Annotated in this window: 18 protein-coding genes; 6 read left to right on the forward strand and 12 right to left on the reverse strand. The window is 65.4% G+C overall.

The features are described from left to right. Window positions 1–69 precede the first annotated feature (69 nt). Window positions 70–1,503, forward strand: a complete 1,434-nt coding sequence (locus tag AB4Y35_RS08180) for an ATP-binding protein (RefSeq protein WP_368694992.1) — start codon at window positions 70–72, stop codon at window positions 1,501–1,503. Between the two features lie 18 nt (window positions 1,504–1,521). Then, the gene (locus AB4Y35_RS08185) at window positions 1,522–2,064 is read left to right on the forward strand and encodes a response regulator transcription factor (RefSeq protein WP_028203192.1); all 543 of its coding nucleotides are present in this window, start codon (window positions 1,522–1,524) and stop codon (window positions 2,062–2,064) included. 73 nt (window positions 2,065–2,137) lie between these two features. Here AB4Y35_RS08185 and hslU read toward each other — a convergent pair whose 3' ends face one another. The 9 genes from hslU to AB4Y35_RS08230 all read right to left on the reverse strand — a co-directional run bounded on the left by hslU (window position 2,138) and on the right by AB4Y35_RS08230 (window position 11,595). Next, window positions 2,138–3,487 carry an ATP-dependent protease ATPase subunit HslU gene (gene hslU / locus AB4Y35_RS08190; RefSeq protein ID WP_368704047.1) on the reverse strand — a complete coding sequence of 450 codons (1,350 nt, stop codon included), beginning with the start codon at window positions 3,485–3,487 and terminating at the stop codon, window positions 2,138–2,140. A 36-nt stretch (window positions 3,488–3,523) separates the two neighbouring features. Beyond that, window positions 3,524–4,060 (reverse strand): ATP-dependent protease subunit HslV, encoded by a 537-nt coding sequence (gene hslV, locus AB4Y35_RS08195; protein ID WP_069264666.1) that lies wholly within the window; start codon window positions 4,058–4,060, stop codon window positions 3,524–3,526. A gap of 344 nt (window positions 4,061–4,404) precedes the next feature. Then, complete coding sequence (dksA, locus tag AB4Y35_RS08200; RefSeq protein ID WP_322031516.1) at window positions 4,405–4,824, reverse strand: RNA polymerase-binding protein DksA; 420 nt, start codon at window positions 4,822–4,824, stop codon at window positions 4,405–4,407. A 587-nt stretch (window positions 4,825–5,411) separates the two neighbouring features. Next, a complete protein-coding gene (locus AB4Y35_RS08205; RefSeq protein ID WP_368704630.1) occupies window positions 5,412–6,521 on the reverse strand; it encodes a GTP-binding protein in 1,110 nt (369 codons plus the stop codon). A 221-nt stretch (window positions 6,522–6,742) separates the two neighbouring features. Further along, window positions 6,743–7,945 (reverse strand): class I SAM-dependent rRNA methyltransferase, encoded by a 1,203-nt coding sequence (locus tag AB4Y35_RS08210; RefSeq protein ID WP_368704048.1) that lies wholly within the window; start codon window positions 7,943–7,945, stop codon window positions 6,743–6,745. Window positions 7,946–8,008: 63 nt separating this feature from the next. Further along, the gene (gene xerC, locus AB4Y35_RS08215; protein WP_368704631.1) at window positions 8,009–8,911 is read right to left on the reverse strand and encodes a tyrosine recombinase XerC; all 903 of its coding nucleotides are present in this window, start codon (window positions 8,909–8,911) and stop codon (window positions 8,009–8,011) included. 57 nt (window positions 8,912–8,968) lie between these two features. After that, window positions 8,969–9,652 (reverse strand): DUF484 family protein, encoded by a 684-nt coding sequence (locus tag AB4Y35_RS08220; RefSeq protein WP_368689433.1) that lies wholly within the window; start codon window positions 9,650–9,652, stop codon window positions 8,969–8,971. A gap of 130 nt (window positions 9,653–9,782) precedes the next feature. Next, entirely contained in the window at window positions 9,783–10,649 is an 867-nt protein-coding gene (dapF, locus tag AB4Y35_RS08225; protein WP_368694991.1) for a diaminopimelate epimerase, read from the reverse strand. A 58-nt stretch (window positions 10,650–10,707) separates the two neighbouring features. Then, window positions 10,708–11,595, reverse strand: coding sequence for a lipid A biosynthesis lauroyl acyltransferase (locus AB4Y35_RS08230; RefSeq protein WP_368704049.1), 888 nt, complete (start codon window positions 11,593–11,595; stop codon window positions 10,708–10,710). Window positions 11,596–11,867: 272 nt separating this feature from the next. Here AB4Y35_RS08230 and metK point away from each other — a divergent pair, with 272 nt between their 5' ends. Then, window positions 11,868–13,058, forward strand: a complete 1,191-nt coding sequence (metK, locus tag AB4Y35_RS08235) for a methionine adenosyltransferase (RefSeq protein WP_368704050.1) — start codon at window positions 11,868–11,870, stop codon at window positions 13,056–13,058. Window positions 13,059–13,181: 123 nt separating this feature from the next. On the opposite strand, the gene AB4Y35_RS08240 is transcribed toward metK, so the two are convergent. After that, on the reverse strand, window positions 13,182–13,466 hold the full coding sequence (locus AB4Y35_RS08240; RefSeq protein WP_368704051.1) for a hypothetical protein: 285 nt from the start codon (window positions 13,464–13,466) through the stop codon (window positions 13,182–13,184). Between the two features lie 608 nt (window positions 13,467–14,074). Between AB4Y35_RS08240 and AB4Y35_RS08245 the strand changes: the two genes are divergently transcribed. Then, the gene (locus AB4Y35_RS08245) at window positions 14,075–14,836 is read left to right on the forward strand and encodes a phytanoyl-CoA dioxygenase family protein (RefSeq protein ID WP_368704052.1); all 762 of its coding nucleotides are present in this window, start codon (window positions 14,075–14,077) and stop codon (window positions 14,834–14,836) included. A gap of 22 nt (window positions 14,837–14,858) precedes the next feature. On the opposite strand, the gene AB4Y35_RS08250 is transcribed toward AB4Y35_RS08245, so the two are convergent. Then, window positions 14,859–15,065 (reverse strand): DUF3185 family protein, encoded by a 207-nt coding sequence (locus tag AB4Y35_RS08250; protein WP_069264683.1) that lies wholly within the window; start codon window positions 15,063–15,065, stop codon window positions 14,859–14,861. A 234-nt stretch (window positions 15,066–15,299) separates the two neighbouring features. Between AB4Y35_RS08250 and mgrA the strand changes: the two genes are divergently transcribed. Beyond that, window positions 15,300–16,343, forward strand: coding sequence for an L-glyceraldehyde 3-phosphate reductase (gene mgrA, locus AB4Y35_RS08255; RefSeq protein ID WP_368704053.1), 1,044 nt, complete (start codon window positions 15,300–15,302; stop codon window positions 16,341–16,343). A gap of 283 nt (window positions 16,344–16,626) precedes the next feature. Further along, entirely contained in the window at window positions 16,627–17,550 is a 924-nt protein-coding gene (locus AB4Y35_RS08260) for a fatty acid desaturase (protein WP_368704054.1), read from the forward strand. 141 nt (window positions 17,551–17,691) lie between these two features. Here AB4Y35_RS08260 and AB4Y35_RS08265 read toward each other — a convergent pair whose 3' ends face one another. Next, window positions 17,692–17,877 carry a hypothetical protein gene (locus tag AB4Y35_RS08265; protein ID WP_028203177.1) on the reverse strand — a complete coding sequence of 62 codons (186 nt, stop codon included), beginning with the start codon at window positions 17,875–17,877 and terminating at the stop codon, window positions 17,692–17,694. Window positions 17,878–17,943 lie beyond the last annotated feature (66 nt).

The raw sequence follows: 17,943 nt of genomic DNA on the forward strand, positions 1-17,943 counted from the left end.
ATGACATAGATTGAAGCAAACCCTTTCAAGATGATGAATCAGATAAGTCTTAACCGGTAAACTGACAGCATGCATCGCATAACCGTCAGTGCTCGCGTCAATCTCAGCCATCTGTTCTGGCTGCGCAGTCTCGCCATCATCGGCCAGCTCTGTACGATCGCGTTCGTGCAACTCTTCATCGGCGTGCAGTTGCCGCTACCCGCCATGCTGTTCGTGATCGCCATGGAAGTGGCGTTCAACGGCGTGACCTGGCTGCGCGTCACGCAGGATCGTCCCGAGTCGAATCTCGAACTGTTCGGCCAGCTCTGGGTCGATCTAGGCGCGCTTTCCGCGCTGCTCTTTCTTTCCGGCGGCACGACCAATCCGTTCGTCTCGCTCTACCTGCCCTCGCTCGCCATCGCGGCCGCCGTGCTGCCGTGGTATCTCACTGCCTGGCTCGCGGCCTTCGCGGTGGCCTGCTACGTGCTGCTCGGCTTCGACAACGTGCCGCTCAATCTCGACAATCCCGCCAACCTGTTCGACTACTATCGCGCGGGCATGTGGGTGAACTTCATGGTGAGCGTGTGCCTGATCGTGTGGTTCGTCGCGCGTATGTCGCGCGCGCTGCGCCAGCGCGACACCGCGCTCGGCGACGCGCAGCAGCGCCTGCTGCGCGACGAGCGCGCCGTGGCGCTGGGCGTGCAGGCCGCCACCGTGGCGCACGAGATCGGCACGCCGCTCTCGACCATCGCCATGCTCACCGAGGAACTGCGCGACGTCGCGCGCACGGACAAGGGCCTCGAACCGTATGCCGCCGACCTCGAGCTGCTCGACAAGCAGATCTCGCTTTGCACCTCGGCGCTCGCACGGCTGAGGAGCCGTGCGTCGTCCACCGGCGCGCGCCAGCTCGTGAGCGAATGGCTCGGGCCGTTCGTCGAGCAATGGCGCCTGCGTCATCCGCACGTGAAGTTCGAACTCCTCGACAATGGACCGGGCGACTTCGCCCTCGACGACACCGTCGCCGTTGGCCAGATCCTCACCATCCTGCTCGACAACGCCGCGCGCGCCAGCCGCGATTTCGTGACGCTGCGCGCCTATGCGGCCGCGCGAGCCGGCTACGTCGATTTCGAAGTTTGCGATGCGGGGCCCGGCATTCCGTCGTCGCTGCGCGCCTCGCTGGGCGCCGCGCCCGTGGACAGCACCCAGGGCGGCCACGGCGTCGGGCTGTATCTGGCGTTTTCGTCGGCGGCGCGCCTTGGCGGCTCGATCGAGCTCAACGACGTCACGCCGCCCGGCAGCGCGTCGGGCGAGGTAAGCGGTGCGGATGACGAGACGTCGGCCGGCGCCGTCACGGGCAGCGGCATGCGCACGCGCCGACCGCGCGGCACCCGTGCGGTGCTGCGCCTGCCGGCGAAGCCGGTCAAGGCGGGTCAGGCGAACTCAGCGGCGGCGCGCGAGGGCGCCGCGCCCGCGGGTTCGGAGATTGGATCAGGCGAGGGGCCGACCCGGCCCGACGCCGCGTAACAACACGGAGAATTAGGCATGAGCGATATGAGTTTTCTGGTCATCGACGACGACGAAGTGTTCTCCGACATCCTCACGCGCGGCCTCACGCGGCGCGGCTTCGAGGTGAAGCAGGCACACAATGCGGAAGAGGCGATTCGCTTCGCCAACCAGCAGAAGTTCTCGCAGATCACCGTGGACCTGCATCTCGGCAACGACTCAGGCCTGTCGCTCATCGCGCCGCTGCGCGAACTGCAGCCGGACGCACGCATGCTCGTGCTCACGGGCTACGCGAGCATCGCCACGGCGGTGCAGGCCGTGAAGGACGGCGCGGACAACTATCTGGCCAAGCCCGCCAACGTCGAGATGATTCTCTCGGCACTCCAAAGCGATGCGAGCGCCATGCAGGCCGAAGAGGCTATCGAGCACCCGGCGCCGCTCTCGGTCGCGCGCCTCGAATGGGAGCACATCCAGCGCGTGCTGGCCGAGCACAACGGCAACATCTCGGCCACGGCGCGCGCGCTCAACATGCACCGCCGCACGCTGCAGCGCAAGCTCGCGAAGCGCCCGGTGCGCCAGTAAGCACGGCTGCCCCAGGCGCGGCAAAAGAAAAGGGACCCCGCGGGGTCCCTTTTTCATGCGCCATGCGTAACGTTTAGAGCACGTAACGCGACAGGTCTTCGTCCTGCGCCACTTCGCCGAGTGCATTGTCGACATAGGCGGCGTCGATGGTCACGCTCTTGCCGGCGTGATTGCCGGCCGCGAACGAGACATCTTCCAGCAGCTTTTCGATCACCGTGTAAAGACGGCGCGCGCCGATGTTCTCGGTCTTCTCGTTCACCGAGAAGGCGATTTCCGCGAGGCGGCGAATGCCGTCTTCGGCGAAATCGAGCTGCACGTCTTCGGTTGCGAGCAGGGCCTGATACTGCTTCACGAGGCTCGCGTCGGTCGCGACCAGAATCGCTTCGAAGTCCTTCACGGAGAGCGAGTCGAGTTCTACGCGAATCGGGAAACGGCCCTGCAGTTCGGGAATCAGATCGCTCGGCTTCGAGAGATGGAACGCGCCGCTCGCGATGAACAGGATGTGATCGGTCTTCACCATCCCGTATTTCGTGTTGATGGTCGTGCCTTCCACGAGCGGCAGCAGATCGCGCTGCACGCCCTGACGCGAAACTTCGCCGCCGCTGCCTTCGTTGTTGCGCGAGGCGATCTTGTCGATTTCGTCGAGGAACACGATGCCGTTCTGCTCGACGTTCTGCACGGCCTTTTGCTTGACCTCTTCGTCGTTGAGCATCTTGCCGGCTTCCTCGTCGGTCAGCAGCTTGAGCGCTTCCTTGACCTTCACCTTGCGGCGGGTTTTCTTGCCGCCGCCGAGATTGGCGAACATCGAGCGGATCTGCTCGGTCATGTCTTCCATGCCCGGGGGGCCCATGATGTCCATGCCCACTTGCGGCTGCTCGACGTCCAGCTCGATTTCCTTGTCGTCGAGCTGGCCTTCGCGCAGGCGCTTGCGGAAGGTCTGGCGCGTGGTGTTGTCGCCGCTTTCGGCGTGGCTCGCCGCATCGGACGAACCGAAGCCTACCGGGCGCGCCGTCGGCAGCAGGATGTCGAGGATGCGGTCTTCGGCCTGATCCGTGGCCTTGCTGCGCACCTTGCGCATTTCCGTTTCGCGCGTCTGCTTCACCGAGATTTCTATCAGGTCGCGCACGATGCTGTCCACGTCGCGGCCCACGTAGCCCACTTCGGTGAACTTGGTCGCTTCGATCTTGATGAACGGCGCATCCGCGAGTTTGGCGAGACGCCGCGCGATTTCGGTCTTGCCGACGCCCGTCGGCCCGATCATGAGGATGTTCTTCGGCGTGATTTCCTGGCGCAGCGGGTCGGCGACCTGCTGGCGGCGCCAGCGGTTGCGCAGCGCGACGGCCACGGCCTTCTTCGCGTTCGCCTGGCCGATGATGTGCTTGTCGAGTTCCGAGACGATCTCGGCGGGGGTCATGGTGCTCATCCTGATTCCTTCTCGTCGGTACGGTCGGTTGGCGAGTTATTCGATGGTTTCGATCACGCGGTTGTGATTCGTGTAGATACACATGTCGCCCGCGATCTCGAGCGATTTTTCGACGATCTCGCGCGGCGAGAGTTCTGTGTTCTCCACGAGTGCGCGGGCCGCGGCCTGCGCATACGCGCCGCCCGAACCGATCGCGCAGATGCCTTCCTCGGGGTCGAGCACGTCGCCGTTGCCGGTGATCACGAGCGTGGTGGTCGAGTCGGCGGCGATCAGCATGGCTTCGAGGCGGCGCAGCATGCGGTCGGTGCGCCAGTCCTTGGCGAGTTCGACGGCGGCGCGCGTGAGGTTGCCCTGATGCTTTTCGAGCTTGGCTTCGAAGCGGTCGAGCAGCGAGAACGCGTCCGCGGTGCCGCCGGCGAAGCCGACCATGACCTTGCCGCCGTAAATGCGCCGGACCTTCTTCGCGCCACCCTTCATGACGATGTTGCCGAGGGTGACCTGGCCGTCGCCGCCGAGCGCGACCTTGTCGCCGCGCCGCACGGATACGATCGTCGTGCCGTGAAATTGCTCCATGTGCGTTCCTTTTTACCGTTGATGCCGGGTTGGATGCGAAGGTGGTGTGCCTGCCGCTTTCGGGTGGGCGCCGCGGTACCCGCGCGCCGTGCACGCTGCGGGCGCCGCCGCCCTGAATCCGGGTGCGTCGCGCGCGCTTCTCGCGCGCCGCGAGCGCATATCAGTTGCAGTTTAGGGCGGCGATGGGCATATCAAGGGCCGCGGGCGCAGAAAACGGCACGGCGGCGCGATGGCCGGTGTGGAACGGCGCGCGCAAAAGAAAAAAGCGCACGGGGCTCCGTGCGCTTCGACAGGGAAGGCAAGTCGCTAGCCGCGCAAGCAGGGCTTCGCGGCCAGAAAAAAGCTCAATCGCCGAACAGCTTCTGGCGCAGTTCGCGGCGCTCTTGCGCTTCGAGCGAGAGCGTGGCGGTCGGACGCGCGAGCAGACGCGGGATGCCGATCGGCTCGCCCGTTTCTTCGCACCAGCCGTAGTCGCCGGAATCGATGCGCGCAAGCGATTGCTGCACCTTCTTGAGCAGCTTGCGTTCGCGGTCGCGCGTACGCAGCTCGAGCGCATGCTCTTCTTCGATCGTCGCGCGGTCGGCCGGATCGGGAACGATCACGGTTTCGCGCAGATTCTCAGTGGTCTGGCCCGCATTGCGGAGGATTTCCGCCTGCAGCTGTTCGAGCCGGTTCTTGAAGAAGGCGAGCTGATCCTCGTTCATGTAATCCTTGTCGCCCATCTTCAGGATTTCGGCTTCGGTCAAGAGTCGTTTCGTCGTCATCTGGCTTGCTTCTTCAATGAGTGAGGCAAAACTGGCACATCTTGCCTGCACTTTTGTGTTGCCCGCAGTGGCCGTTACCAACCTTTACCACTTTGCCAGGCGCAGTTACCGCGCCGTTATATGCGCGCTGGCGGGCACGGACGATGAACTGTCGTGACGCCCGAAGCGCCGCTGCGGGGCCGAACTCCTCTGGAAACCGGTCATCAGATGCTCCTGAGGCATATATCGTACCGACTGCGCGCTGCGACGCGATGCGCTGCCGGCGGGGTGTCCCTCGGCTGAATTCCGGGGCACCTCTCTTCCAGTGGGGCCGTATTGTAACCGAACCGCAAACTCGCGCCGCAAGCGGGAAATCCCTGCTGTGACCCGCCGGTCGCCAGGCCGTTTGCGAACCGGTCGATATCCAGAAAATATAACGCGCCAATCGTGAAAAAGCGATGGTCGGGTACGTTATTTGACGCACAGAACCGGAAGGAATTCTTTGCGCCGGCCGCAAACTTGGCTCGGCTCTCGCGTCGCAGTGCACAAACTCCAGACGAAAACGCCCGGCAGCGGGCCGGGCGTATCGGGAAAAGCGGGGAAGCCGGTCAGGCGAGGCAGGCGTCGAGCCCGTCGGTGATGAGGTCCTGCGGCAGCTCGATGCCGATGAACACCATCTTGCTGCCCTTCTTCTCGATCGGCAGCCACTTGGCGGCCAGGTCGCTGCCCATCATCTGGTGCACGCCCTGGAACACCACCTTGCGGTCCACGCCCTTCATGTAGAGCACGCCCTTGTAGCGCAACAGGCGCTCGCCGTAGATCTGCAGAATGCCGCCGAGGAAGTCTTCGAGGCGGTTCGGATCGAACGGACGGTCGCTGCGGTAGACAAACGACTTGATCTTGTCGTCGTGGTGCGCGTGATGGTGGTGGCCGTGATCGTGGCCTTCGTGGTTGTCCCCAGGGACTAGCTTTGCGTCGCACTGGCCGTGATCGTGGTCGCAATCGGCGTGGTCATGATCATGCGCGTGGTCATGGTCATGATCGTGATGCGCATGAGCGTGATCGTCTTCGGCGAGGAAGTCGGGGTCGATTTCGAGCTTGGCGTTCAGGTTGAAGCCGCGCAGGTCGAACACTTCCTTGATGTCGGCCTCGCCGAAATTGACCTGGCGGATCTGCGCCTTCGGGTTCATGTGCAGCACGCGATGGCGCAGGTCGGCGAGTTCATTCTCGTCGACGAGGTCGGCCTTCGTGATGAAGAGGCGGTCGGCGAAACCGACCTGGCGCTGCACCACTTCGTGCTCGTCGAGCTGATGGTTGCCGTGCTTGGCGTCCACGAGCGTGATGATCGCGTCGAGCAGGAATTCGTCGGCGATCTCGTTATCCATGAAGAACGTCTGCGCGACCGGGCCCGGATTGGCGAGGCCGGTGGTTTCGATCACCACACGGTCGAAGTCCAGCTTGCCGTCGCGCTTTTGCTGCGCGAGGTCGCCGAGCACACGCGCGAGGTCGCCGCGAATCGTGCAGCAGATGCAGCCATTGCTCATCTGGATGATCTGCTCGGTGCTGTCCTGCACGAGGATTTCGTTGTCGATGTTCTCTTCGCCGAACTCGTTCTCGATCACGGCGATTTTCATGCCGTGCTTTTCGTTCAGGATGCGCTTGAGCAGCGTGGTTTTGCCGCTGCCGAGAAAGCCGGTCAGGATGGTGACGGGAATCATGCTGGTTGCCATGCTGTCTGCCTGGTAGGTGTTCGAGGGGTACGTTCAGGCGCGCCGCTTCGTGCTGTCGCTGCCTTCGAGTGTTACAACATAACTTCCTATTGAAACATATCTGCGCCGCGCCCGCATCCGGCGGCCGGGCGCGAGACCCAATCGGGGCGCGAACAGATCGCCATCAAGGTGTTCCAGCGCGCCGTCGAAAGGGCTCAAATAAGGCCGTCTCAGGCGATTTGCAACAGCAGGCCCTTCAGATATTCGCCTTCCGGGAATGCCGTGAGCAGCGGATGATCCACACCGGCTCCAAGGCGCTTGAGGATACGCGCGTCCACCTTCGCGTCGGCAGCGGCGCCCGCAACGATCTTCTGGAACAGCGCCGAATCGATCGCACCCGAGCACGAATACGTGAACAGCAGACCGCCCGGACGCAGCAGCTTGAAACCCGTGAGATTGATGTCCTTGTAGGCGCGCGCGGCGCGGTCCACATGCTCGCGCGAGGCCGCGAACTTGGGCGGATCGAGCACCACGAGATCGAAGCGCTCGCCGTCGTCGTAGAGGCGGCGCAGCGTCTTGAAGGCGTCGGCGTCGAGCCAGCTCGCGAGCGCGGCGTCGAAGCCGTTCGCCTCGACGTTCTTCTGCGCCGTGGCGAGCGCTTCGCCCGAGGAATCGATCGACACCACACGTTTCGCGCCGCCCTTCATGGCCGCGAGCGAGAAGCCGCCGGTGTAGCAGAAGCAGTTGAGCACCTCGCGCTCGCGCGCGTACGTCTGCACGAGCGCGCGGTTGTCGCGCTGATCCACGTAGAAGCCGGTCTTGTGGCCGTTGCGCACGTCCACGTGATAGCGCACGCCGTTCTCGCTCGTGATGATCGTGGCCGGCGGTTCGTCGCCGGCGAGCAGGCCGGTGATCTGTTCGAGCCCTTCCTTTTCGCGGATCGACACGTCCGAGCGCTCGTACACGTTTGGGCAGCCCGTGGCCGACGTGAGTGCGGCGACGATCGCCTCCTTCCACGCCTCGACGCCCGCCGCCATGAACTGGCACACGAGCTGGCCGCGGCCGTCGCCGCCATCTTCGATGTAGTAGTCGACGATCAGGCCAGGCAGGCCGTCGGCCTCGCCGAAGATGAGGCGCACCGCGCCCGTGCCGCTCACCATCGCGCGGCGGTCGGCGACGGCGCGCTGCACGCGCCGCTTGAAGAACGCGTGGTCGATCGGTTCGTTTTCGTCGAAGCTCCACACGCGCGCGCGGATCTGCGAGTGCGGGCTGTAGGCGGCGCGCCCGAGAAAGCGGCCGTCGGCCGCGCGCACGATGACGGTCGCGCCTGGCGCGGGCTTGCCTTCCACGTGGTCGATCGCGTTCGCGTACACCCACGGATGGCGGCGCAGCAGGGATTTTTCTTTGGACGGCTTGAGGGTGACGATATTCATGATGGCTTCGATGCTGGGTGACGGCACTCGTGTCGCGCAGCGTTGCGCGAGCGCCGTGGCGTATCAATCGCGCTTCTTGGCGCGCGGATGCGCGGTGTCGTAGACCTTCGCGAGATGCTGAAAGTCGAGCGACGTATAGACCTGGGTGGCCGAGATGCTCGCGTGGCCGAGCAGTTCCTGCACGGCGCGCAGGTCGCCGCTCGACTGCAGCAGATGCGTGGCGAACGAGTGCCGCAGCACGTGCGGGTGCACGTTCGCGGGAATGCCCGCCGCGATGGCGGCGCGCTTCACGCGCTCGCGCACCACGCCGGGCGCCATGCGGTTGCCGCGCACGGAGAGAAAGAGCGGGGCGTCGTCGTGCTTCACGAAGGCGCTGCGGGCGGCCAGCCAGGCGTCGAGCGCGTCGAGCGCCTTGCGCCCGACCGGCACCATGCGGTGACGGTTGCCCTTGCCCAGCACCTCGACTTCGGCGGCGTCGCGCTTGAGCCAGCCCGCCGATTCGTAGCCGTCGCGCTTCACGTAACGCACGTCGAGGCCCACGAGTTCGGCGAGGCGCAGCCCGGACGAGTAGAACAGCTCGAGCATCGCGTGGTCGCGCAGCGCCTCGGGGCCGCCTTCCTCTGTGCCGGCGACGGCAGGCGCTTCCATGAGATGCGCGGCGTCATCGACGGAAAGCGCCTTCGGCAGCGTTTTGGCGCGCTTGGGCGCACGCACGGCGGCCACGGGATTCGCGTCCATCTCGATGCGCCCCGCGAGCCAGCGATAGAAGGCGCGCCAGGCCGAGAGCCGGTGCGCGATCGAGCGCGCCGAGAGGCCGCCCGCATGCGCGCGCGCCACCGCGCCACGCACCTGCGCGGCGGTGACCGTTTCGAGCGGCTTGCCGTTGGCGAGCTTCTTCAGCTCGTCGAGTTCATGCGTGTAGCCGCGCAGCGTGTGCTCCGAGAGCCGCCGTTCGTGTTCGAGCATCGCGAGATAGGCGGCGATCGGATCGGTCGGGTTCACGTTGGGCGGCCTGGGCGGGTGTCAGTGCGGCAACAGGCGCGAGAGCGCCGCGCTCGCGAGTGCGCCGATCTGCGTGAGAAAGTCGGTGGCCATGCCTTCGTGGAAGCGGCGCGGGTCGGGCGAGCCCATCACCAGCAGGCCGAAGGCTTCGCCCACTGGCGCGTCGTTCGAGGCCACAGCGGGGGCGCGCAGTGCGATGATCGCAACCGATTCGGCGGCGCCGTCGCTCGAGTCGAGCCATTGCGCGGCCTCGAAGCCGGTGTTCGCGCCGCAATACGGCGTGTCGAGACTGTTCGCGAAGATGCGCACTTCCTCGCCGGTATGGCGTGCGAAGTCGGCCTGGCTGTAGGACTCGGCCACGTCCCACACGCGCAGCGCGGCTTGCGGCATGTCGAACACGTCGCGCAGGTTCTGCGTGATCGAGCGCGGCAGTGCGTACGGATCGCGCTCGGCGATCATGCGCGTGGTCCAGCGGTTGAACTTCGCGGCGATCGAATCGTTCTCGTGGCCGTAGCGCAGCAGCTCGGAGAGACGCCGCTCGAGATGCTTGTTCTTCTCGCGCAGCATTTCCATCTGGCGCTCCTGCAGCGAGACGGCAGCCTTGCCATGCGGATTGCCTAGCTTGATCGTCGCGAGCAGTTCGGCGTGCTCAACGAAAAAATCAGGGTGGGCGAGCAGATAGTCGGCAACTTCGCGATCGTTCATGTTGTGGACGCGTTGTAGTTGTGAGGCGCGCACGGCGGCGCGCGGTCTGTCATGCGGTGGATGGCTTTCGGGTATTCGTACAGCGCGACGTTCTCTCGTTGCGCGCGCCGCACGAGGCCGATGGTGCGTGTCAGTCGGCCAGCTCGATCTCGCCTTCGAACACCGTGGCAGCCGGGCCCGCCATGGTGAGCGCGGCGGATTCGTCGCGTGCGCCGTCCCAGGCGATGGTCAGCAGGCCGCCGTGGGTATGCACCTTTACGGGCGTGTCGAGCAGCCCGCGGCGAATGCCCGCCGCCACGGCCGCGCATGCGCCCGTGCCGCACGCGAGCGTTTCGCCTGCGCCGCGCTCGAATACGCGCAGCTTCACTTCGTTGCGCGAAACGATCTGCATGAAACCGGCATTCACCTTGTTCGGGAAACGCGCATGCGTTTCGATGACCGCGCCTTCGGCCTTCACCGGGTACGCCTCGACGTCGTCCACGACCTGCACCGCGTGCGGATTGCCCATCGAGACGACCGACACCCAGCGCCGGGCGCCGTTCACGTCGAGCGGCCAGAGCGTGTCGTTGCCTTCGCGGCGGCCTTCGAGGCCGTTCGCGTTGAACGGCACGAGCGCCGGTTCGAACTCGGGGCGGTCCATGTCGACGACGACTTCACCGTTTTCCTGCACGACGAGCGTGATCGTGCCCTTCTGCACCTGCACGCGCACGCGATTCGAAGCGGTGAGCTTGCGGTCGCGCACGAATTTCACGAAGCAGCGCGCGCCGTTGCCGCAGTGCTCGACCTCGCCGCCGTCGCAATTGAAGATGCGATAGCGGAAGTCCACGCCTTCGACGGTCGGCTTCTCGACCAGCAGCAACTGATCCGCGCCGATGCCGAAGTGGCGGTCGGCGAGCGCGCGCACGCGCTCGGGCGTGAGCGCGAGGTCCTGGCTGTAGCCGTCGAGCACGACGAAGTCGTTGCCCGCGCCGTGCATCTTGGTGAATTTGAGTTTCATGCCGTCATTGTAAGCGAGGCCCGGGCGAAAACCCGGGCCTCGATCGTGTGCGCGAAGTTCAGTTATAGACGCTCGGCTCGCCTGGCGGCCGCGTCTTGAAGCGCTTGTGGACCCAGTAGTACTGCTCGGGAATGTGCGGAATCTGTTCTTCGAGGAAGGCGTTCATGCGGCGCGCGTCGAGATCGTCGTCGCCGGTCGGATAATTTTCCCAAGGTTTGAACACTTTCAGCCGATAACCCTTGTAATTGGGCAACACCTCGCCGATGAACGGTACCACCTGCGCATGACCCACCTTCGCCAGACGTCCCACCGCCGTGAGCGTGCACGCCGGCACGCCGAAGAAGGGCACGAACGTGGAATTGCGCATGCCGTAGTCCATGTCGGCGCCGAGCATCACGGGTTTTTTGTCGCGCAGCCAGCGCAGCACGGCGCGCGCGCTGTCCGCACGGCTCACCATTTCCGCGCCGAAACGGCTGCGTCCCGCCTTGGCCGCGGCTTCGAACTCGGGGTTCGAGAACGGCTGGTAGAGCGAGCCGCAGGGCCGGTGCAGCGAGTAGTTCAGAAACATGGAGCCCGCCTCGATGCCCACGAAATGCAGGCCGAGGAAGAGCGTCGGCGGCAGGTTCGGATCGGTGAGATCGATCTCGCTGTCGAGCTCGACGATTTTTTCGAGCTTCTTCGCCGAGGCGAACCATTGCACGCTGCGCTCCATATAGCTGCGAATCGCATGACGGAAGTGCAGCCCCGCCACTTCCTCGCGCTTTTCGTCGCTCCACTCGGGGAAGCACAGGCGCAGATTCGTATGAACGACGCGCTTGCGCCGGCTCGGGATCTGGTAGAGCAGCCAGCCGAGGCCGTCGCCCAGACGCGCGACGAAGCCATAGGGCAGGATCGCAAACAGCTTGAGCAGGCCGATGGCGAAACGGGAGCCGAGTTTGCCTATCATGCGGCAACTCCGCTGCAGGGCTTGCGAACTGTGAAAGGGGCGATGGGCGGCACGCGGGGGAGACTCTGCGACAATTTAAGGAAGTCGCTATAATAAGGGCTTCGCCGAGTTAATAGACAACTTGCGGGGCGAAGCCGGTGGGCTGTGAACTACGCGTGATCGAACGCGAATCATGGCAACCGGGCAGCAATTCCGCTAAAGCGTCGCCGCTTCAAAGCTCCCGAAGCTGGCTACGTGAACTCAACCGTCACCAGCTACAAGGAGCTAGACACGTGGCAAACGACTATTTCTTCACCTCCGAATCCGTCTCCGAAGGCCATCCGGACAAGGTCGCCGACCAGATCTCGGACGCGATCCTCGACGCCATCCTCACGCAGGACAAGTACTCGCGCGTTGCAGCGGAAACGCTGTGCAACACGGGTCTCGTCGTGCTGGCCGGTGAAATCACCACGACGGCCAACGTCGACTACATCCAGGTCGCGCGCGACACCATCAAGCGCATCGGCTACGACAACACCGACTACGGCATCGACTACCGCGGCTGCGCGGTGCTCGTCGCCTACGACAAGCAGTCGCCGGACATCGCCCAGGGCGTGGACCGCGCGCACGACAACAACCTCGACCAGGGCGCCGGCGACCAGGGCCTGATGTTCGGCTATGCGTGCGACGAAACGCCCGAACTGATGCCGCTGCCGATCCACCTTTCGCACCGTCTGGTCGAGCGCCAGTCGAACCTGCGCCGCGACGGCCGTCTGCCCTGGCTGCGCCCGGACGCGAAGTCGCAGGTCACGATCCGCTACGTCGACGGCAAGCCGCACGCCATCGACACCGTCGTGCTCTCCACCCAGCACTCGCCGGACATCGACCTCGGCACGCTGCGCGAAGCCGTGATCGAAGAAGTCATCAAGCCGGTGCTGCCGTCCGAGCTGATCAAGGGCGACATCAAGTTCCTCGTGAACCCGACTGGTCGCTTCGTGATCGGCGGCCCGCAGGGCGATTGCGGTCTCACGGGCCGCAAGATCATCGTCGATACGTATGGCGGCGCAGCCCCGCACGGCGGCGGTGCGTTCTCGGGCAAGGATCCGTCGAAGGTGGACCGCTCGGCAGCCTACGCCGGCCGTTATGTCGCGAAGAACATCGTGGCCGCCGGCCTCGCGTCGCGCTGCCTGATCCAGGTGTCGTACGCCATCGGCGTGGCTGAGCCGACCTCGGTCATGGTCAACACGTTCGGCACCGGCAAGGTTTCGGACGCGACCATCACGAAGCTCGTGCGCGAACACTTCGACCTGCGTCCGAAGGGCATCATTCAGATGCTCGACCTGCTGCGCCCGATCTACGAAAAGACCGCTGCTTACGGCCACTTCGGCCGCGAAGAGCCGGAATTCTCGTGGGAAGCGACCGACAAGGCGCTGGTTCTGGCCGAAGCCGCCGGCACGGAGCCGGTGAGCGCAGCCGTCGCGTAAGCATTCGCAAGAGCCGGCCTCGCGCCGGCTTGAGTGAAGCAAGCGAAGAAAAACCCCGCAGGGCGCAAGCCCATGCGGGGTTTTTTGTTTTCTGCGGATTGCGCGGTGTCGGCCGCGCGGGTCTCAGCGCATCGCGAAACCGAACCAGCCCGTGCTGCTCGCGCCCATACGGCGCGGCTTGCGCGTGCTGCGCGTCACGTGAACCGTGGACGGCGCGGCGAGCGTGCGCAGCGGCGCATTCGGACGATAGAGCAGCGTGCGCAGCGAGAAGTGACGCGCGCCCGAGCGCATGCGCAGTACGGCGAAGAACGAGTGGAACCAGCCGCGCATGCTGTCGACGGGCTTCGCTTCGCGCACTTGCTGCGTGAGCGCGCGGGTGCGGGCGGCATGGTGTCGCAGAGCGCGCACCAGGTGACGGCGGGCGGGACGTGCCGCTTTCAGGGCTGTGTGGGCGGCGTGGGTCATGCGTTGAGGAGTGAAGAGGGTATGCATGGCGGTTGAGCAATCGGTTCGAGGTGCGCCTTGCGCGACGCTTTGCATCGAGCAGCAAACGTGCCTGTCTTCCAGGGCGTCACGATCTGGGTGGACGGGAGACGGGCCGCATGGCGCGGCGTAGGACGCGACGCGACGGATTCTTCTGTTGGAGCACCTTGTGTGGCAAGGCGTTCACGGCGATCCGTGCGTGCGATGAGAATTCGGCGAAGTAAAACAACATCGCGACAGGCTACACGCGAATCGTGACCGCAGAAAGTCCGTTAATACCCGGCCCTGCGCGTCTTTGATGCACACGATCCCGCCCTTTGTCTCCATCGCGGTGCGCGCGCGCCATTCGCGTGCGGCTCGATCCGCGGCGCGCATGGAGCCACCTCGTGTGAGAGCGTGGTCCTTCCCGCCGTGCCGGCACGCTTTACAATCGATGAGTCGGCGCGCGCCGACGCCTCAGCCTTATCGTTTGACGAAGCGACGAACGCAGGCTGCGGCCCTTGCTCGCATCGAGATCGCATAACGGAAGTCCCATGTCAGTCCAGTCAAAGAAAGAACAGGTGCAGGCGCTGCGCGAGCGCGGCTTCGTGGTCGTGCCGGGGCTCGTCTCGCCCGAGCGCTGCGAGGCGATCAAGCGGGTTGCGCAGGAGCAGTTGCAGGCGGCTGCCGCGCCGCTCGAATTCGAAGCCGATTTGCGCTACCCCGGCGCGCCCGACTCGAAGGACGCCCCCGGTGGCCATACGGTGCGGCGCCTGCTCGACGCGTACTCGCGCCACGCGCTGTATCGCGAGTGGGCCACGTCGCCGGAAATCGCGGGGTGGATGGAACTGTATTTCGGCGAGGAGCCGGTCCTCTCTTGCGCGCATCACAACTGCATGATGACGAAGCACCCGCACTACGGCAGCCTCACCGGCTGGCACCGCGATGTGCGCTACTGGTCGTTCGAGCGGGACGACCTCGTGTCGGTCTGGCTCGCGCTCGGGCCGGAGAAGATGGAAAACGGGGGCCTGTGGTTCGTGCCGGGCTCGCACGACGCGCCGTTCACCTCGGACAAGTTCGACGCCGCCAAATTCTTCCGCGCCGACCTGCCCGAGAACAAGGTGTGGATCGACCGAGCCATTGCCCCGACGCTCGCCGCCGGCGACGTGGTGTTCTTCCACTGCAACACGCTGCATTCGGCGGGGCAGAACCAGAGCGATCAGGTGAAGTTTTCGCTCGTCTACACCTATCACGGCGCGAGCAACGTGCCGCTGCCGGGCACGCGCTCGGCGTCGAAGCCCGAGGTGAAGTTCTGAGCCGACGCTGCCGTGCTGGCGCCTAGCGCCGGCGCCCCGACATCGCGAGCCCGGTGATGCCCGCGAGCGTCGCGGCGATGCCGCCCCCGATCAGGAGGATTGTGCGGTTGGTGGGCGCGCCGGTAAACAGGCGCGACATGTCGTTCGCGAACGAATGGAGCGACTGGCCGCCGAAGTACAACAGCACGACGCCACAGGCGATGAGCGCGATCGAAATCGCTTTGGCCATGAACAACCTCTCGCAAAGGATGGACGCCGCAGTGTAGGCGAGTGGCCGCGGCGCGTCCAGGGTGCGGCTTTTCCACCGGACTGACAAGCGCGCCCCATCGCCTTTCCCGCATAGTGGGCATCTGCACGGCTTGGGCGGATTGGCTAACATAGCTGCCTCACGCGAGCGGCGCGCTCCACGGCGCGTCGCGCCCGTCCCTTCGCTCACCACCCGTTTTCGCCGAGGATTCAGACCATGGCTTACGAAGCAGCCTCAGAACGCTATTCGGACATGCAGTACCGCTTTTGCGGCAAGTCGGGGCTCAAACTGCCCGCGCTGTCGCTCGGTCTGTGGCACAACTTCGGCGACACCACGCCGATCTCGACCCAGCGCGATATCCTGCGCACCGCGTTCGATCTCGGCATCACGCACTTCGACCTCGCGAACAACTACGGCCCGCCGTACGGCAGCGCCGAAACCAACTTCGGCCGTATTTTCAAGGACGATTTCCGTCCGTACCGCGACGAACTGCTGATCTCGTCGAAGGCCGGCTGGGACATGTGGCCGGGTCCGTACGGCCAGGGCGGCGGCTCGCGCAAGTACGTGCTCGCGAGCCTCGACCAGAGCCTGCAGCGCATGGGCCTCGACTACGTCGACATCTTCTATTCGCACCGCTTCGACGTGGAAACGCCGCTCGAAGAAACCGCGGGCGCGCTGGCCACTGCCGTGCAGCAGGGCAAGGCGCTCTACGTCGGCATCTCGTCGTATTCGCCCGCGAAGACGCGCGAAATGGCGCGGCTCCTCGCCGAATACAAGGTGCCGCTGCTCATTCACCAGCCGTCGTACAACATGCTCAACCGCTGGGTCGAGGAAGAACTGCTCGACACGCTCGAGGACCTGGGCACGGGCAGCATCGCGTTCACGCCGCTCGCGCAGGGTGTGCTCACGAACAAGTACCTGAACGGCGTGCCCGAAGACGCGCGCGTGAACCGCCCGGGCGGCGGCTCGCTCAAGAGCGAGCACCTGAGCGCGCAGAACATCGAGCACGTGCGCAAGCTCAACGACCTCGCGCTGCGCCGCGGCCAGAGCCTCGCGCAGATGGCGATCGCCTGGACGCTGCGCGGCGGCCGCGTGACCTCGGCACTGATCGGCGCAAGCCGCGCGGGGCAGGTGCGCGAGAACGTCGCTGCGCTGAAGAACCTCGAGTTTTCGAAGGAAGAACTCGCGGAGATCGACCGCTATGCGACCGAAGGCGGCGTGAACCTGTGGGAGAAGCCGTCGACCGATCAGCCCATCTGAGCGGCACGCTTCTGCCTGCTTCCCGGCGCAAAAAGCCGCCTCCCTTCGCGAGGCGGCTTTTTTATGCGCGAACAATCGGAATCGGGCAGACATCGGCCATGGCCGCGCGGCGCGCCGTTCTTCGCTTTGTCATGTGGCCCTGCTAACGTCGCGGCAGCCTTTGCCGCGAGGAATCACCATGGAGTTCTTGAGCGCCGAAACTGAAGCGCTTTCCCCGTCCGCCACCCGCGCCGAACCCGCCAGGCGGTCAACCCACTCACCCCGGCCCGCAACGGCGAGCCGCATGAACGCCGCGCTGATCGCGTTCGCGTTCACGGCGCTTAGCTACGAACTCATCGGCTTGCCGCTGTTGCTGGACGCAGCGGGCGGCCCGACGCTCGCGCTGCTGGCGACACTCGCGCCCGTCGTGCTCGCCACGCCGATCCACTGGGGCCTCATTCATGAAGGCATCCACGGCCAACTGGCGCGCGACCGGCGCGTGAACGAGTGGCTCGCCCGCGCGCTCTCGATCGGTCTGGCGATGCCGTTCGACGCCGTGCGTTTCGGACACCTGATGCATCACCGCTTCACGCGCGAGCCGTTCGACCGGCCCGATGTGCACGACACGCACGGCGCGAGCGGCCCGCGCTGGCGTCGTCGCGTGGCGTACTACGGGCGGTTGATGGGGGGTCTCTACCTCGCCGAATTGCTGCTGCCGCTGCTGGCGTTCGTGCCGGCGCGGCTCGCGCGTGCCGTCATCGAGCGCGGCGTGGGCGCGCATGGCCGCGAAGGCGTGCAGGTGCAGCGGCTCTTCGCGAACCACGCTACCGATCCCGTGCGGCGCCGCCGTGCGCGGCGCGACTGGCTTGCGTCGCTCGCCCTCTATGCGGCTTCGTTCGCGCTCTACGGCAAGGCCTGGCCCGTGCTGCTCGCGGCGATGTACCTGCGCGGACTGTGGCTTTCGCTTGCCGACAACCTGCCGCACTACGGCGTTGCGCTCGACGAACCGGGCCGCGCGCGGGATTTTCGCGTGCCGCGCGTTTTGGGCGTGCTGCTGATGAACCACCATCTGCATCGCCAGCATCATCTGCATCCGACGCTGCCGTGGACGGCACTGCCCGCGCTCGTGCACGCCGAAGACGCCGCAGGCGCGCCTGCGCGCGCGGGCTATCTGGCCGCTGCGTTGCGTCAGTTCAAGGGCTTGCAGCCGGGTATCGATCCCGGCTGAGAGGGGGAGTGCGAGCGAATGGCGCGCGCGTGCGCGAGCCGCGGCGCTTCGAGCCGCGAGGATGCCGCATCAATGCTTCGTCACTTCACGGGCCGGCGCATCGCAAGCCGCCGTGCGTACGAAGCGTACGGCAAACGTCCGCTACATCAGCGCCGGCAGTGTCTCGACGAGCGCAACGGCCGCGAGTACGCCGATCAGCGCGCCGATCACGCGCAGCGTGTTGTGTCTGAATTCCGTTGCGCACGGCACTGCGCCAAGAAAGAGCGCGCCAGCGAGGGCCATCGGGATGATCATCACGAAATCGCCGATCGTGAAATAACCTTCCATGCTTGTCTCCTGTCGATCCGGAGTTAGTGCTTCAGCATTGGCTCCGGTCCCATGCAGGGATTGCGT

Origin of the sequence: Paraburkholderia sp. EG286A (assembly GCF_040965375.1) — a bacterium.
Taxonomy (GTDB): Bacteria; Pseudomonadota; Gammaproteobacteria; order Burkholderiales; family Burkholderiaceae; genus Paraburkholderia.